We start from the raw sequence: 15229 nt of genomic DNA on the forward strand, positions 1-15229 counted from the left end.
CGGCCGTCACGCGGTGAAGCGGCCGGTGCGTTTGATCTCCGGGTAGTCGGTGGTCGCGCCGTCGAGCCCGAGGGCCCGGACCAGTCTGAGGTGGTCCTGCGTGTTCACCACCCAGCCGATGATCCGCAGGTCCGCCTTGCGGGCCTGCTCGACGATCTCCAGGGTGAGGCGGCGGATGTTCAGGCAGACGGTCGACGCGCCGGCACCGACCGCGCGCTCCACGATCTCCGTGTTGTAGCGGCTCGCGATGAGCGCGGTGCGTACCCCGGGCACCAGACGGGCGATCTCGGTGATCGCGTCGTCGTGGAACGAGGACACCTCGATCCGGTCCGTCAGATCTCGCCGGTTCATCACCTCGGCCAGGGCTTTGGCCGCCTGCACGTCCTTGATCTCGGCCTGCAACGGTGTGTGGACGGCGTCCAGCACCTCCTCGAAGACGGGGACGCGCTCACCGCGTCCGGCGTCCAGGGCGCGCAGTTCGGCGACGGTCCGGTCGGCGATCGGGCCCGTGCCGTCCGTCGTGCGGTCCAGATCCGTGTCGTGCATGACGACGAGCGCGCCGTCCTTGCTCAGATGCAGATCGAGTTCGATGACGTCGAGACCGGCCTCCTGGGCGGCGACGAAGGAACGGAGGGTGTTCTCGGGCTCGACGCCCATGACTCCGCGGTGACCGATGGTGAGGAAGTTCAAGATGCGACTCGCTTCCGTCGACGGCGACGCGGGACCGCGTCCCTGCGGCCCTCCTGGACCGTATCGCCTGTGCCCGCCCCGTCCAGATGCTGAACATCGAAGTCGAAGAGCGTCACTCAGTCGCGTGATGGACAGGAAAAAATGCGGTGACAGCCGGGGTGGCGCAGGATAATTTACGGAGGTGGCCCTTGCTGGGAGAAACCTCGTATGTATACGGTCGGCGTACGCAGTTTCTTCGCTGGAGGATGGGAAATGACGGAAATTCTTGCGCAGGTGGGTACGGAGGGGCGCGTTCCTTCGGCGGCCAGGGTGGTCGAGCACCCGGCGTGGCCCGTGCTCAAGGATGCCGTGGAGCGGATCAGGCCCTGGCAGTCGAAGGATGGATCGATCGACCTCGACGCCGAGGGAACCCCGGCCCGCGCCGAGGCCGAACTCGAGGTGCGCCGGGTGCTCGACGCGCTCGACGAGCTGTCCCCGCTCCTCCCGCACGACCGTGCCTACCATGAGGCCCTGGCGAAGGACCTGACCCGCTGGGCCGAGGGCGGCTTCGAGGTACCCGACTTCCTGGACTCCCTGCTGGCCTTCCACCCGGCCGCGCACCGCGAGGACGGCCTCCAGCACCTGGTCGTCTTCCCGATGTACACGCAGAACGGCAACCCGGACCGCAACCTCGAGGCGGTCGTGCTGCGCATGGTCTGGCCCGACTGGCTGGCCGAACTGGAGCGCACCCGCTACGACAACCCGCTGTTCTGCGGCATCTCGTTCGAGGACTTCACCGCGGGCTACGACACCAACTCCGCGGTGCTCTTCCCCGAGACCATCGCCGTGCGCGAGGCTCCCGAGCGGTTCACCTGGGGCGGAATCTTCTGCGACCGCGAGGCCGCCCGCTTCCGCCGGGTGTCCGCCGCCGCCGTCGACCTCCTCGGCCTCGAACTGCCCGATGACGTCGCCGCCCTGGTGTACGACCAGAAGCGTTCCGAAGAGGCGTTCGTCCTGTGGGACATGGTGCACGACCGCACCCACAGCCACGGCGACCTGCCCTTCGACCCGTTCATGATCAAGCAGCGCCAGCCGTTCTGGATGTACGGCCTGGAGGAGCTGCGCTGCGACCTCACCGCCTTCAAGGAGGCCGTGAAGCTCGCCGGCGAGGGTGTCCCACAGGCACGTGACGTACAGGTCGCGGTGCTGTTCGACCGCATGTTCCGCTTCCCGGTCACCGGCGAGCGGGTCCGCAACTACGACGGCCTCGGCGGCCAGCTGCTCTTCGCCTACCTGCACAAGCACGACGTCGTCCGCTGGACCGACAACAAGCTCACCATCGACTGGGAGCGTGCCCCGCAGGTCACCAACCAGCTGTGCGCCGAGATCGAGACGCTGTACCGCGACGGCATCGACCGTCCCAAGCTCGTCCACTGGTTCGCCGGGTACGAGCTGGTCTCCCGCTATCTCTCCCCGCACCCGGGATCCAAGTGGGCCAAGGGCCCCGACGCCCTGGACCTGACGCAGCCGCCGCGGAAACTCGTCGATGACGTGCTTCCGGACGAGTTTCCGCTGAGCATGTTCTATGAGGCACTGTCCAAGAAGCTGAAGAACGTGATCGCCTCGACGAAGGGGATTCGCCGGGACGCTTCAGGTTTCACCTTCGAGATCGGCGCCACGCAGAGCGCCTGACCAGCAACGACAAGGGGCCCTCGCCACAAGGCGGGGGCCTTCTTGCATTCGCGGACGATCTACTACCGCAGGCCGTACCCTCGAAGCATGGCTGAGCACCTGGGGGACCGCCTCGCACGACTTCGCAGACTGGCCGACCTCACACAGGAGGCCCTGGCCGAGCGGTCCGGCGTCTCTGTGGACGTCGTCAAGAAGCTGGAGCAGAAGCGCAAGCACTCTGCGCGCCTGCCCACCCTGCACGCCCTCGCCAAGGGCCTCGGCGTCGAGCTGACAGCCCTCCTCGGCGACCCGCCGGGCGTCCCGTCGACCGGGGACGTCGACTCACCCCAGCTCGTCGCCCTACGCCGCGCCGTCATGCCCCCCATGTTCGCCCCGCCGCCCGACCCCAGCGACACCGAGCGCCTGACCGTCCCCCTCATGCGCCGCGAACTCGCGGACGCCTGGACGATCTACCACGACGCCAACTTCAGCCAGCTCATGACCGCACTGCCCGGCATCGTCAACGACGCCCGCTTCCTCGCCTCCGTAGGCACCCCCGAGGACCGCGCAGCCGGCCAGGCCGCCCTCGGCAAGGCCCTCCAGCTCGCCGGCCACCTCGCGATCCGCCTAGGCAAGGTCGACCTCGCCCTGTCCGCGCTGGAGCGCGCCATGATGGCAGCCGATCAGTCCTCCGACCCCCTACTGGCGTCGATGATCTCCAACTCGGTCGCCTGGAACTACCAGCGCCAGAACCGACTCGACGACGCCACGCACCTCGCCGTCTACGCCGCCGACAAGGTCGAGCGCGAGCAACAGGACACCGCAGAGAGCGTCCGAGTGTGGGGAGGGCTGGTGATGTCCGCCGCCACGTCCGCGGCCCGCTCCGGGGACTACGACACCGCCTCCGACATGATGGCGACCGCCGAGAAGGCCACCAAACGCCTCGCGAAGCTGCCCCCACCGACCGACGGCAAGCTGGTGTCCGTCTTCAGCCGCTCCTCGGTCAGGATCGAGCGGGTACGCCTCGCAGTGCAGCACGAACGACCCGACAAGGCACTACAGCTCGCCAAGGGCATGCGACTGAGCGCTGACACGCCCCCGTCATGGCGTACGTGGCTGCTCCTGGACGTCGCGCGGGCACACACCGACCTCGGGGACGCCGAGGGCGCCGTAAGGGCCCTGACGAGGCTCAAGGAGGTTGCGCCGGCATGGATGAGGCACCACACCCTCGCCGTCGCCATCGTCTCCGACCTATGGGCGGGACCGGCACGTCCTCCGGGTCTGCGGAAGCTCGCGGAGTTCCTGGGGGTGGCGGCGTAAGGACGCCAAAGGGGGACGTTACGTCCCTGTAGTGATTCCTGATCTCCCGCGAGTCTGTCGTGTGACGGACGACACGAGGGGTAGGCGTCATGGCACACAGCGCGAGGGAAGCCCTGTCGGAGGCCATCGAGAGGTACGGCACCGACGGCATGTTGCTGGTCTTCCACGACCCTGACGACCCGTGCGGCACCACCGCGGAGGGTGCGGACCTGCCCCCGCTCGCACGGGTGGGCAAGCCGGGGACGGAGCTGAGTGAGAGGGTCGGGCAAGCCAACGCGCGGAGCCGCGGCGAGTTGCTGTAGTGGCGCACGCGGACCCCCGCCCAGCCGCCGCCATCACCACCGCACTCTGGCACTGGGGCGACCTGTGCGGGACGTGCACTGGCAAGGGCGTCATCTGGTGCCCGATCTGCTTCGGCTTCGACGGCTGCCACGCCTGCGGCCGTACACGAATGGCGGCGTGTCCAACGTGCTCCTACGGGCAACTGGAACCCATACGGTGGTGAACGCCACCCCTGAAACTGGCCCCGTTCGAGCTGACCCCCCGTGCCGCTCGGGCGGGGCCTCCAGACGGCGAAAGACCCCCCACCCATCACGGGTAGGGGGTCTTCGTCATATGGTCACCGGACCGGGCAAGCTCCACTTGCACAGTCCTCGTCGGTGGAGTCCTCGATGGACGTCACCTCGTACTCGGCGAACTGCTCGGCAGTCAGCCGCTCGTAGGGAGCCTGCTCCCGCGTCCCGTCAGGCATCAGGGTCGTGCCCTTCAGCTCCGGCAGGAACGACTGGATGATGCCGGCCGCCTCCTCGACCGTGTACTCGCCTTCCGGGAAGTTCACGGTGAACGAGACGGCGTTGTCCGCCCATTCGGTCTGGTACACGCTCTGGAAGTTGAGCATGTCGTACAGGCTGATCTCGTCCGCGGACTCGACAACCTCCGGGTCGTAGCCCAGCTCCTCGACCTCGGCAACCAGCTTCTCCTTCGTCGGGAACGCGACGACCATCGTGTTACCGCTCTGGTCGTACACGTCCTTCTCGACGAGGAAGCCCTGGTTCACGTAGCTCTGGACCGTCGCGGCCTGGGCCGGGTCGGGCATCGAGAACCGGACCCGACGCAGGAAGTGCCTGGCGTAGATCGGGTGGATACCCTCACTCACTCCGGGGAGCTTCGCGATCGAGCCGGTCGGCGCCACCGTCGTCACCTTCACCGGCTCCGGTACACGGAGCTGGAATGCATACTCTCGAGCCTCCTCGCGGACCTCGTCGTACAGCTCGTTGAGCAGGTTGCGGAACCGGTACGAGTGCGGCGCCTCGCTGTACTTGACGCCCTGCTTCGCGAGGAGGCCCTGCACTCCGAGGTGGCCGACACCGATGCGGCGCTCGCTATGCATGACGTCGCGCTGCTGGTCGTCGGTCATGTCGCCGTACGTCGCCCGGATCAGGAAGCGGGTCATCATGCGGTGCGCCTTGACCAGGCCCAGGATGTCGATCGGGCCGTCCTTCTTCTTCGGCGCGAAGTGGTCGAGGTTGACGTGGCCGAGCACGCACGCACCGGTCTCGGGGAGTGCGATTTCGCCGCAGGGGTTGGTCGCGATGACCTCGTTAACCTCGCCCTCGTTGGAGTACGAGCTGTTCCAGTAGCCGGGCTCGCCGTTCCGCAGCATCCCCTCGACGACCGCGTTGTGGACGCGGACCGCCTCAGCGTGCCGCCCGTCCGTCACCTCGTTGAGGGCCTGGATGAAGCGGTTGTCGATCTCGACCGAGATGTTCGTCGTCCAGTGCTTCGAGCCGTCCTCCTTGCATGCCAGGAAGGCGTCGATGGACGGGTCATCCCAGGCGCAGATCGCCATGCGGGCCGAGCGTCGGACGCCGCCCGAAACCACGCACTCCGCGATGGAGTGCGCGATCTCCATGGCCTCAACCGGAGTCAGGTGCCCGCTTGCCGGCGTGGTTGCGCCGATCGGCAGGTTCGCGTGCGACTTGCTCAGGATCTCGGCGGTCTCGATCATCATGCGGGCGAACGGGCCGGGGCCGCTCGCGGTGCCGCCGAACGTCTTCAGCCTGGAGCCCTTGCAGCGGACACGGGACACGTCGTACACGCGGTCGGCGTGCTTGACCTTGCGGTCCGTCATGAACGTGTCGATCAGGTCGACGAGGGCGGATGCCCAGCCCTCACGGGAGTCCTCGACCTCGTAGGCGCCGGCCCAGTCGGAGTCGTACTCCTCGGACAGGACGCCCGCGGCCTTCATCTCCTCGTAGTCCTGGTGCATCGGGTCGCACACGATGTGCGCGCGCAGGGCTCGGCGCGGGGCGCCGTACTGCTCCAGGTACTTCGAGCTGTAGTTGGCGCCGACTCCGCCGCCCTCCATCAAGCGCATGAACTGGAATTCGAAGTGCCGGGACAGCTCCTCACCCCAGGGGGCGACGTGGCAGTTGAAGAGATACTGCCTCCCCTTCACGCCGGTCGCCCACAGGTGCCGGCCTGCCGGTATGACGGCGAACACGTCCATGAACTTGACGAGTTCGTCGTACTCCTCCTTCACCTCCTGCGACCAGGCATCCATGTCCCGACCGTGGACGAGGGCGAGGTTGCCGGCCGCGACGCGGCGGACGGTGTCGGGCCAGCGCTCCTTCGTGCCGTCGGCCAGAGTCCGGGAGTACGTGCGGTTGTAGACGAGCTCGCCGGTCGGGCCGTACGGAACGTCGAAGGTACTGCTCACTGGGTAATTCCTCCTGAAGTAGTTGGGTCTCTCACTGCCGCAAGGCGGCAGCCCCGAAGGGCTACCGCCAGCGACACTTACACAGGTCGTCCGGTCAGTTCGCCGAGCACGACGATCACCCGCTTCAGGGTGCCCGCGCTGTACGCGGCGAGATCGGACAGCACCTTCATCTGGGCCGCCGTCTCCTCGGCCGTGGGCTCCGGCGTCTCGAAGTAGGCCAGGCTCAGGTCGATCCGCTCGTCCAGGTAGCCGATCGCCTCCTCGGCCTGAACCCGAAGGCCATCGAGCTGGGCCCTCTTCGCCTTGCCGGCGAGCTCCGCGCCGTCGTAGGGGCGGGAGTAGACGACGTGCGCCTTGCCGTCGCGCTCGTCGCGCCAGAAGTACAGCTCCCGCTCGTCGTCGTAGTAGTCGAAGCGGTCCTCGGTCATGCCCTCGGGCGGGACCTCGCTCACGCTGCTTCACCCTCCAACTGGTCGTATCCGTCGATGTACTTGTCGCCGTTCAGGTGGGCGGCGAGCTTCCCGACCGCGCGATCGGTGGCCTCTTGGGCTGCCGACTTCCGCACGCCTCGCACCTCACCGATCTCGTCGTAGGCGTAGTCCAGGCCGTACCGCAGGAGGATGGACTGGCGCTCGATCAGCGTGAGGTCGGCCTGGCGCCAGCCCTGGCGCACGTCGGCGAGGCAGGCAGGGAAGTCGCTGCCCTTCCGCTTGTCGACGAAGCCCTTGGGCATGTCGGCGTCGGGGGCGAGGTCGTTCTTCACACCGTAGGCAGCATCGGGATCGAAGACGGCGGACAGGGTCCGCTCGACGACCGCTCGGGTGTACGCCACTCAGTACCCCTGCGCTTCGAGCTGGCCCTGGTTAACCTCCCACGACTTGTGCTCCGACCGGCGCTTCTGCTCGGTCAGGAACTTGTTGCCGATGCGCTGGACGAGCCAGCGGTTGAGCATCCCAGGGCCCCCGGCGAGGGCCTGGCGGGCCGCCCTGGGCCTGGTGGCCAGGAAGACGACCGCCTCCTGGTAGGTGTCCTCCACCTCCAGGGTGTGCGAGTAGTCCCTGGCCATCTGCCTGGACACTGCGCGGGCGACGCTCTCGACGTCGGACTCGTCGAGGATGGACCAGTCGGCCAGGGCCTCCTCGGCGCTCCCGTAAGCGTTGGTTACTTCGATGATCTTCACTGGGATACAACCTCCTTCACGGGTATGCGCCCGTCCTTGGCTACTGCGACGATCAGTCCGGGGGCGCCCTCCGCGCCCTTGCTGTGCCGGTACCACGTCGATTCGGACTCCATCGACGGGACCTGAATGAACGTCCGCGGCCCGTCCCCTTCGATGAACTCGTGGTGCAGGTGGCCGGCGAGCAGGACGTCCGCCTGGTGCATGGCCGAGCTGCGCCCGAATGCCTGCCCCTTCCACCATTCGAAGTGCTTGCCCGGCCGGAACTGGTGGCCGTGGGCGTGGGCGACGACCGTGCCCGAACACTCGACCACCACGGTCAGTTCATCGGTGGCCGGGACGAAGAACTCGACGTGACCGAACCGTTCGGGGTTCAGGTCGGCCGCGTCCTTGACCGCGATCAGGGACTCGGTGTCGTGCGAGTCGTCGTACCGCGTCACGCCCTTGCCCATGAACCGGACGGCCTCACCGTGGTTGCCCGGCACGGCCACCATGGTCACGCGATCAGCCAGCGGCGCGAAGAGCAGGAGCGCATGGAGCATCACGCGGCGAGTGAGCCGGATCTGCTCGTTGAGCGTGAGCTGCGTACGCCAGGTGTTCGCCCCGCCCTGCGAGACGAAGCCCTCGACGTGGTCGCCCAGCCACGCGATGTGAACGTGGTCGATGGCGTACCGGTACCGGTACACGCCCAGCAGCTCGGCCGCCTCGTTGAGGCAGTCGATCGTGCGCTGAAGCGTGCCCTCGACCCCGTCCCCGTCGATCTTCCCGAACTGCATGTCGCCGAGGGCGACGATGAACGTTGCCGGCTCGTCGTCCACTCGCGGGCCGGCCTCGGTGGGGACGGTCGGGGTCGAGTCGATCGCCGCCAGGAGCTCGTCGATGGCCGGCCGATCCATCGCTACACTTACACTCTTACGGGCGAAGGTGAAGCGCGTGGACACGCCCGTGTCCCCGTTCGCCATCGTCCACTCCGAGGAGCGCAGGCCGGTGACCGTCCAGCCGGCCGGGTCGAGGCCCTGGCCCTGGAGGACCGCGGTGGCCGCGCTCTCGTTGTCCTCGAAGGACTCGCCCCGGACCGTGACGTCGGCCTCGTCGCCCTTGATCTCGATCTGGCGGGTGAAGTCCTTCTCGGGGTCCGTCTGCCTGGCGGGAACGGCAGGGCCGATCGGCTTGGCCAGGAGCTCGTTAAGCAGCTCGCTCACTGGGGCCTCCTTCCTGCCGGAGTGCCCGGCGATACGTGCGGATGGTGGTAGCGGACACGTCGTGTCCGTGGATGCGAAGGACAGACGACAGCCAGTCGGCCGAGGTCTGTCCGACCAGGTGAGGGACGAGGGCTTCCCGCTCCTCCTCGGCCAGTACGGAGAAGATGTCGATCAGGGTCGGGCCAGGATCTCCGGGGAGCCCGGTCATCACTCGAACACCCCCAGCTCGGAAGCCCAGTACGCCTGGACCAGCTCGAAGGTCTCCTCCTTGGTGAACCCCTCGTCACGAAGGGCGACCCGAAGGTCGCCCACGATCGAAGCCGCCCGCTTGATGTTGTCGAAGGGGTCGAAGACCGGCCTCACCGCGCCCCCCTCCAGCCCCTCCGGGAAGGCGTACTCCTCCTCGGCGCTCACTTGCCACCGTCCAGGCGCTCAGCGGCGACCAGGCAGGCGGCGGCGAGCTGAGTGAGGGAGTAACGCCGCTCGGCGTCGTTGAGGCCGGCCAGGGCCTCGAAGGCGAGCGACAGGACCAGCCCATCGAGCGTCTCGCTCTTGTAGTAGTACCGGTTCCAGGCCGCTGCACGCGTGTCGTAGTGCTGCGCCTTGATGTCCGGGTGCAGCTCGATGGAGAGGTCGCCCAGGGCCTTCATCTCGACCCTCACGTCGTTCAGGAGCTGCGTCACGGGGTCCGGCTTGCGGGGGGTCTTCTTCGGGGCGGGCTGGGTCGTCTCGATGTCGTCTGCCACTGGGTCAGTCCTCCTTCTTCTGGACGAGGGAGAGCAAGTGCTCCGCCCCGTGCTCCATGTACGTGTCGGTTACGTCGGCCCTCAGTCGCACGGCCTTCGCGCTGCGCAGAGCGCGGGTGATCTTGCCGGTGAGCTCGGCGCCCGCGTCGTCGGGGTCGGCCCAGGTCCATATGCGGTTGAAGCCGGCGAGCATCCGTCGGTGCCGGCCGAACCACATGTTGGCGCCGGGGATGGCGACCGCATGCAGGCCGATCTTGTTCAGGATGACCGCGTCGAGCTCGCCCTCGGTGACGTGGATCTCTTCACCGGCTCGGTGGACGGCCCCGACGCTGAACATGCGAGGGGTGTCGTCCTTGATCGTGTTGTACTTGCCGTGGAAGTAGTCGCGGTGGTTGTGCTCGACCAGGCAGCGGAACCGCACAGTGAGCGGCTGCCCGTCACGGCCGAGGTAGGGGATCGCGAGCATCCCCCGGTACTTCTCGTGACCCGGTGCCGGGTCGGCGACGACTCCGAGACGGAAGGCCAGGGCCTCTTCCCGCCCGATGCCTCGCGCCATCAGGTAGCCGGCCGTGTCGGCGTTCAGGTGGGCCTGATAGGTGCTCACCGCCTCCTCCAGCATCTCCTTCTGGGACGTCGAGAGCGGCGTGAGCGGTTCGTGCTCGGCCAAAGCTGTCCTCCTCCTTACTTCCTCTTCCAGGCCGGCACGTAGCCGCTGCCTGCCTTCTTGCCGGGCTTCTTCTGGGCGGCCTTGCGGCCACCTCCGTACCGGCTGGTGTAGCTGTCGCTCTCCTTGGCGACCGCGCCCTCTTCGAGGCCGTGTTCCTTGGCGTACGCCTTGGCCTCCTTGAAGCCGATCGCCTTGCCGAGCTGCTCGGCGTGGTACTTCTCGATCAGGCTGAAGCTGTCCCCGCCGTTCCCGCAGGAGTGGCAGTTCCACAGGCCCTCGTCGAGCCGATAGGACATCGAGGGGGTGTTGTCGTCGTGGAGCGGGCACTTCGCCATGCCGGTGTTGCGCTGGTCGTTGAAGTCGACGTCGAAGTGGTGCATGACCGCATCGAGCGTCGGCTTGGAGTCGTCGCCTCCGCTGCGGTCCGAGTCGATCCGGTGGAACCTCACGGCTCCACCCCGTACGCCTCCTCGACGATGAAGATCAGGTCGAGGTCGGATTCCGGATCTTCGATGAAGGCGAAGAACGCCTCCACCTCGTCGTACAGCTCGTCGCGTTCGGCCTGGGTCATGTCCCAGTCCATGAACCCGATCACTGCGGGTCCAGCCCGAGATAGTCCTCGACGGTCGTCAGGACGAACGCCTGGCGCCAGTTCTTGCCCCGGCGCTTGACGACCACGATGGACTCGACGTCGTCGAGGTCCAGGCCGCGGTGCTTGGCGAAGTTCTCCCGCTCGACGATCGCCTGCCCGAGGAAGACGCCCGGCTCGAACTTCGCGTTCTTCGCCTCGATCACCAGGTACTGGCCGTCGCCGTCCCGGATGACCATGTCGCCCTCGTCCTCCTTGCCGGCCAGGCGCAGGGACTCGACGTCGAAGCCCTCCTCGCGCAGGCCGTTGCGGAGGTCGCTCTCCCAGTCGGCGCCCTTGCGCTTGTTCTGCCGGTTCCTTGCTGCGATACTGCTCAACTTACACACCTACCTCTCAGTAAGCCGAGCAGGGCGCCCGGCGATGTCTGCGACACTATCACACTTACGACCCCAAAGACAGCGCAACCTTGACCGGACTCCACTCCTCGGCCGGCTTCGGCTTGGCCGCCTGGATGATCTCCCGCCGCTCGGCCTTCTTGAACCGCGTGTACTCCGGCTGGCAGATCATCGTGGCGTACCGCTGCGCCGTCGGGTCACACGGGCCCATGCGCTGCTTGATGCATGCCACGTTGTACGCCAGCGACGTCGGGTCCAGGGCCACGGAGAGCGAAAGCTCAGGCTTCTCCGACAGGCCGCCCTTGACCTGGTCGCGGGACGGGGGAGCCCAAGGGTTCGTCTTGGCTTCCCAGTTCTTGTCGCTCGCGTGGTGCAGGATGATGACCGTTGCGCCCGTGTGGCGGGCCAGCTCGGTTGCCCCCTGCATCACCGCCATCTGCTCGCTGTAGTCCGACTCGGCGTTCTCGAAGTCCATCAGGTTGTCGAAGATGATGACCTGCGGATACGCGTCCCACAACTCGACATAGGCTTCCAGCTCCTCGTCGACCGCCCGCCAGGTGATGGGGGAGCCGAACGCGAAGGTGATGTTCGAGTGGGCCAGCGCGTCGATGTACGCCTGCCTGTACTTGCCGCCCTCCGCCATGCCGGCCTCGACCATCTCGGTCGTGTCCATCGTGGCCATGGAGGCGAGCCGACTGGACGCCGTGAAGGCGGACATGTCCGCGGAGAAGTACAGCGACGGCAAGTTCATCTGCGCCACCCAAAACAACGCGAAGCCCGACTTCTGCGTGCCGGAGCGGCCGGCCACCATGACGACCTCGCCGTGCCGGGGCCGCACGCCCATGGCGTACAGGTCGTCGAACGCCTCTACGCGAGGCAGCTCGCGGCCACTCTCGGCGTTCTGAGCCAGTGCCCTACCGGGGGTCAGCACTCGGGATCTCCTCTCTGTAGCGGACGTTCCGCACGCCAGCGGCGCGGATCAGGGTGGTGCAGGCCGGGCACGGCTCGCGGGTCACGTACAACGTGGCGCCTTCGAGCTCGTACGGGTCGGCGTAGTAGATGGCGTTCGCCTCGGCATGGATGGCCGGGCAGTTCGAGTAGTCGCTGTTCGCTGCGACCTGCTCATACGAGAGCTGGCCACGCGGGCAGTTACCCTTCGAGGCACAGCCGGGGAGCCCGGCCGGCAAGCCGTTGTACCCAACGGCCAGGACACGATGTGTCCGACTGAGCAGGACCGCCCCCACCTGGGAGCGCGTACAGTCTGCTCGGGTGGCGACAACCTCCGCGAGGTTGAGCGCCCACTCGTCCCACGAGGGTCTACCCACTGGGACCTCCTCTCCGCAGGCACCTGCCTGCACATGCCCCTCCCCTCTCTCGCAGCTACACTTGCACAGTCTGGGTTAGTCGAAGTCCGGGGCGTCCGCGACGGCCGCCTCCGCCTTGGCCTCACGGTCGTTGGCGTACGCGATGACCTTGGTCCGGGCATCCGCATCGTTCAGCGGACGCCACACCCACGCCGGGTGCGCGCCGGGCTTCTTCGGGGGAACCTGGTCGAGGGTCACGATGGTCGCGCCGCCGACGATGGTCTCCAGGTCACGGGCGAGGATGGTCTGCTCGATCCGCTGCCCCTTGGTGACCTGCGGAGTGCCGGCCGCGAGCGAGGCCGCGTCCTGGAAGACGGTCACGTCCGCGAGGATGGAGTCCTTCGGGCCGTTCGGGGTGGGACGCTGACGGTCGAACGAGTGAACCTCGATAAGGATCGCTACCGCGTTGAGGTTGTCCTTCGGCTTGAACCAACCGCCGCCCTGGACCGGGATGTCGATGAGGTTGAGAGCCACTGTGTTGATCTCCTTCGTTCGTTGCCCACGCGGGCAGTTACGGTGCGATTACTTGTTGATGCAGCGGGCCGGCATGTCGCCGGCCTTCGCCCAGGACCACAGGCCGCACGGGGCCGAGGTCCAAATCCAGACGCTCGCGACGAGCATGACGATCAGCGCGACCACCGCGGCGAGCTCTTCGCCCTTGGACTTCACGCTGTCTGGAGCGCCTTGCCGCGCGCCTTCCAGGCCGTCATCACCGAGGCGTCCGAGAAGAAGGACTGGTTCTCGGCCCAGAGCTTCTTCAGCTCCTGGACCGTGCCCTTCTTCTCGATCTCCCCGAGAATCCAGGCGTTCGGGTCCTCGGCCTTCGACTGCTCAGCGACACTTGCACTCCCGGACCACGGTGCAGACGACTGGGTGGCCGCAGCCGCCCACGGGTCCTCGGACGGCTTGGCCGGCTCCGCCTTCGTCTCCTCGACGACCGTCGCGCCGAGCGCCGTAGCAATCAGCCCCTTGCCGTGCGCGACGTTCGTCGCGTTGACGACGACGCTGCTCAGGGACAGGCCCTGCTGCGTGGCCGGGTCCATCCCGAAGTAGTCCAGGATCTCGGCCCTGACCTCCTGCGGTGGCCCCTCGAAGACCGTCCAGGTGTCGTCGTACCCCTTGCCGTACTTGATCGTGACCTTCACGAAGTGTTGTGCTCCTCTCTCGCGCTGTCGTTGTCCACCGTAGCCGATTCTCGGTCAGTGTGCAACCTTCGCTGTGCGCCTCCGGGGCGCTCCCCTTTGACGTTGTTCAACTTACACACTTTGGGGAAGGGAAGCAACCTCAGTCTCTGTGGCCTGCATCACGAAGGGCTTCAGCGCGCCCTTCGTCGACCGCGCCTGGCGGATCGTGAGTGCCAGGTTGGCCATCGCCCACCCGATGCGCAGGTCGGCCCAGTACAGGTCGCACGTCCCCGTGCCCTGCGGCAGGTGGACGACGATGCCCCAGTCCTGGTTCACAGGAGGCAGCGGCGAGTAAGCCTGTGCGGCCTCGTTCGCGGTGAACTCCCGCTTCTTCCACTCCTTGATCGCGGCCTTGTCGTCCGCGTCCACGGGGAAGAGCGTGTGGTCGTACAGCTTGCCACGCGAGTACACCGCGAGCTGCGACGCGATCTTCAGCTTGCCGTACTCGACCGAACCGGTCTTGGTGTCCGTGATGAAGTTGCCCTTGATCGGCTTGCCGTCCGGGCCGGGTCCCTCGTAGTACGAGAGCCGGTCGAACGTGCCGCCCACGGACAGCTCGGGCACGATGACGAATTGCTCGATGGCGACCACCTTCAAGGGGGCGGTCGCCATCATGTACGCGGCCATGTCGTCGAGGTCCGCCCCCGAGATGGCCCTCGGGAGCGGATCGCCTCGGTCGACATACTCACTCAGGTCGTGCAGGTACGTGCCCTTGCGGCTCTTATCGTTCGCGCCGGCCGCGTCCTTCGCCTGCTCCACGAGAAGGTTCAAGGTCTTCTTGTCCGCCGCGTCATCGGGGTTCAGATCGCGCGCCTTGTCGACCAGGTCGGCGCGCTTGGTGGCGCCCATCAGGACCATGCGGCCCTGCCAGTCGATCAGGTTCGACTTGTCCTCGATGCAGTCGATGAACGTCGTGGTGCGGGTGTGGCCCTTCGGCTTGCCGCCGCCCTCGGGTACAGCAAGGGGCCGGCCCCAGCCATCGCGGGGAACCGACAGGTTCGGGTGCAGAGGCTTGGCCTGCTGCGGTATCTCCATCAGGTTCAGCACTATTTCTAGAATCCTTCCGTCGTGATTGGCGTGACGTTGTGGCGATGGTCGGTCACCGTGGGGAAGTCGCTGTAGTCGTGGTGGGACGGGCTCGGGATGAACATCGCGCCAGTTGCACAGGCGGCGAGTACGAAGGCGTACGCGGCGCGCTTGCGCCCCTTCCCGCCCGCCTTGACCGGCTGCACCTGTGGGGGCGGAGGGACACCCTCCACCAGGTAGATGCGGACGGTCCCGTCCTCCAGGATCTCGGGCTCGCACTCGTCGTCATCCATGAGCTCCAGGCCGTGGCGCCTCGCCGAGGCCAGGACCACCCTCATCTCCGTGGCCGAGTAGCCCGGCCTCGCGTCGATATGGAAGTCTTCCTCGTTCTCGTTCACGACGAGCTTGATCAGCTTGTCAGGGGAGATGTACTCCCCTATCCATCTTCCGGGCTCTTCCGGGTCTTCCGGGGGGCTCACTGCGAGGTTGGACTGCATCTG

Annotated in this window: 22 protein-coding genes; 3 read left to right on the forward strand and 19 right to left on the reverse strand. The window is 67.0% G+C overall.

Annotated features, from left to right (window positions below; genetic code table 11):
- Nucleotides 1-6: 6 nt before the first annotated feature.
- On the reverse strand, nt 7-690 hold the full coding sequence (locus ACFYQA_RS22415) for a glycerophosphodiester phosphodiesterase (protein ID WP_386401306.1): 684 nt from the start codon (nt 688-690) through the stop codon (nt 7-9).
- A gap of 252 nt (nt 691-942) precedes the next feature.
- On the opposite strand from ACFYQA_RS22415, the gene ACFYQA_RS22420 reads away from it, so the two are divergent.
- The 3 genes from ACFYQA_RS22420 (at nt 943) to ACFYQA_RS22430 (ending at nt 3962) form a co-directional block, all read left to right on the forward strand.
- Entirely contained in the window at nt 943-2361 is a 1419-nt protein-coding gene (locus ACFYQA_RS22420; RefSeq protein ID WP_388920526.1) for a DUF6421 family protein, read from the forward strand.
- Nucleotides 2362-2448: 87 nt separating this feature from the next.
- Nucleotides 2449-3660: a helix-turn-helix domain-containing protein gene (locus tag ACFYQA_RS22425; RefSeq protein WP_388920529.1), complete on the forward strand. Its 1212-nt coding sequence runs from the start codon at nt 2449-2451 to the stop codon at nt 3658-3660.
- An 89-nt stretch (nt 3661-3749) separates the two neighbouring features.
- A complete protein-coding gene (locus ACFYQA_RS22430; protein ID WP_388920531.1) occupies nt 3750-3962 on the forward strand; it encodes a hypothetical protein in 213 nt (70 codons plus the stop codon).
- A gap of 317 nt (nt 3963-4279) precedes the next feature.
- Here the strand turns inward: ACFYQA_RS22430 and nrdJ are convergent, their stop codons facing one another.
- The 18 genes from nrdJ to ACFYQA_RS22520 all read right to left on the reverse strand — a co-directional run bounded on the left by nrdJ (nt 4280) and on the right by ACFYQA_RS22520 (nt 15226).
- Nucleotides 4280-6379: a ribonucleoside-triphosphate reductase, adenosylcobalamin-dependent gene (nrdJ, locus tag ACFYQA_RS22435; RefSeq protein WP_388920534.1), complete on the reverse strand. Its 2100-nt coding sequence runs from the start codon at nt 6377-6379 to the stop codon at nt 4280-4282.
- 77 nt (nt 6380-6456) lie between these two features.
- On the reverse strand, nt 6457-6831 hold the full coding sequence (locus tag ACFYQA_RS22440; RefSeq protein WP_388920537.1) for a hypothetical protein: 375 nt from the start codon (nt 6829-6831) through the stop codon (nt 6457-6459).
- On the reverse strand, nt 6828-7211 hold the full coding sequence (locus ACFYQA_RS22445; protein WP_388920540.1) for a hypothetical protein: 384 nt from the start codon (nt 7209-7211) through the stop codon (nt 6828-6830). Before ACFYQA_RS22445 ends, ACFYQA_RS22440 begins: the two co-directional genes overlap by 4 nt.
- On the reverse strand, nt 7212-7559 hold the full coding sequence (locus ACFYQA_RS22450) for a hypothetical protein (protein WP_388920542.1): 348 nt from the start codon (nt 7557-7559) through the stop codon (nt 7212-7214).
- Nucleotides 7556-8758, reverse strand: coding sequence for a hypothetical protein (locus tag ACFYQA_RS22455; RefSeq protein WP_388920545.1), 1203 nt, complete (start codon nt 8756-8758; stop codon nt 7556-7558). Before ACFYQA_RS22455 ends, ACFYQA_RS22450 begins: the two co-directional genes overlap by 4 nt.
- A 207-nt stretch (nt 8759-8965) precedes the next feature.
- Complete coding sequence (locus ACFYQA_RS22460; protein ID WP_388920548.1) at nt 8966-9172, reverse strand: hypothetical protein; 207 nt, start codon at nt 9170-9172, stop codon at nt 8966-8968.
- Nucleotides 9169-9504: a hypothetical protein gene (locus ACFYQA_RS22465; RefSeq protein ID WP_388920551.1), complete on the reverse strand. Its 336-nt coding sequence runs from the start codon at nt 9502-9504 to the stop codon at nt 9169-9171. The genes ACFYQA_RS22460 and ACFYQA_RS22465 overlap by 4 nt, the downstream gene beginning before the upstream one ends.
- A 4-nt stretch (nt 9505-9508) precedes the next feature.
- A complete protein-coding gene (locus ACFYQA_RS22470) occupies nt 9509-10171 on the reverse strand; it encodes a toprim domain-containing protein (RefSeq protein WP_388920554.1) in 663 nt (220 codons plus the stop codon).
- Between the two features lie 14 nt (nt 10172-10185).
- Entirely contained in the window at nt 10186-10620 is a 435-nt protein-coding gene (locus ACFYQA_RS22475) for a CHC2 zinc finger domain-containing protein (protein WP_388920557.1), read from the reverse strand.
- Complete coding sequence (locus tag ACFYQA_RS22480; RefSeq protein ID WP_388920560.1) at nt 10617-10742, reverse strand: hypothetical protein; 126 nt, start codon at nt 10740-10742, stop codon at nt 10617-10619. The genes ACFYQA_RS22475 and ACFYQA_RS22480 overlap by 4 nt, the downstream gene beginning before the upstream one ends.
- A gap of 20 nt (nt 10743-10762) precedes the next feature.
- The gene (locus tag ACFYQA_RS22485; RefSeq protein WP_388920563.1) at nt 10763-11137 is read right to left on the reverse strand and encodes a hypothetical protein; all 375 of its coding nucleotides are present in this window, start codon (nt 11135-11137) and stop codon (nt 10763-10765) included.
- Between the two features lie 64 nt (nt 11138-11201).
- The gene (locus ACFYQA_RS22490) at nt 11202-12086 is read right to left on the reverse strand and encodes an AAA family ATPase (RefSeq protein WP_388920565.1); all 885 of its coding nucleotides are present in this window, start codon (nt 12084-12086) and stop codon (nt 11202-11204) included.
- Nucleotides 12070-12480: a deoxycytidylate deaminase gene (locus tag ACFYQA_RS22495; protein ID WP_388920568.1), complete on the reverse strand. Its 411-nt coding sequence runs from the start codon at nt 12478-12480 to the stop codon at nt 12070-12072. The genes ACFYQA_RS22490 and ACFYQA_RS22495 overlap by 17 nt, the downstream gene beginning before the upstream one ends.
- Before the next feature lie 75 nt (nt 12481-12555).
- Complete coding sequence (locus ACFYQA_RS22500) at nt 12556-12993, reverse strand: hypothetical protein (RefSeq protein ID WP_388920570.1); 438 nt, start codon at nt 12991-12993, stop codon at nt 12556-12558.
- Between the two features lie 48 nt (nt 12994-13041).
- The gene (locus tag ACFYQA_RS22505; protein ID WP_388920573.1) at nt 13042-13188 is read right to left on the reverse strand and encodes a hypothetical protein; all 147 of its coding nucleotides are present in this window, start codon (nt 13186-13188) and stop codon (nt 13042-13044) included.
- Nucleotides 13185-13664, reverse strand: a complete 480-nt coding sequence (locus ACFYQA_RS22510) for a hypothetical protein (RefSeq protein WP_388920575.1) — start codon at nt 13662-13664, stop codon at nt 13185-13187. The genes ACFYQA_RS22505 and ACFYQA_RS22510 overlap by 4 nt, the downstream gene beginning before the upstream one ends.
- 111 nt (nt 13665-13775) lie before the next feature.
- Nucleotides 13776-14750, reverse strand: coding sequence for a hypothetical protein (locus ACFYQA_RS22515; protein ID WP_388920578.1), 975 nt, complete (start codon nt 14748-14750; stop codon nt 13776-13778).
- Nucleotides 14751-14755: 5 nt separating this feature from the next.
- Entirely contained in the window at nt 14756-15226 is a 471-nt protein-coding gene (locus ACFYQA_RS22520; protein ID WP_388920581.1) for a hypothetical protein, read from the reverse strand.
- Nucleotides 15227-15229: the final 3 nt, after the last annotated feature.

This window comes from Streptomyces sp. NPDC005774 (genome assembly GCF_042871645.1).
In the GTDB taxonomy this organism is placed as follows: Bacteria; Actinomycetota; Actinomycetes; order Streptomycetales; family Streptomycetaceae; genus Streptomyces; species Streptomyces pratens.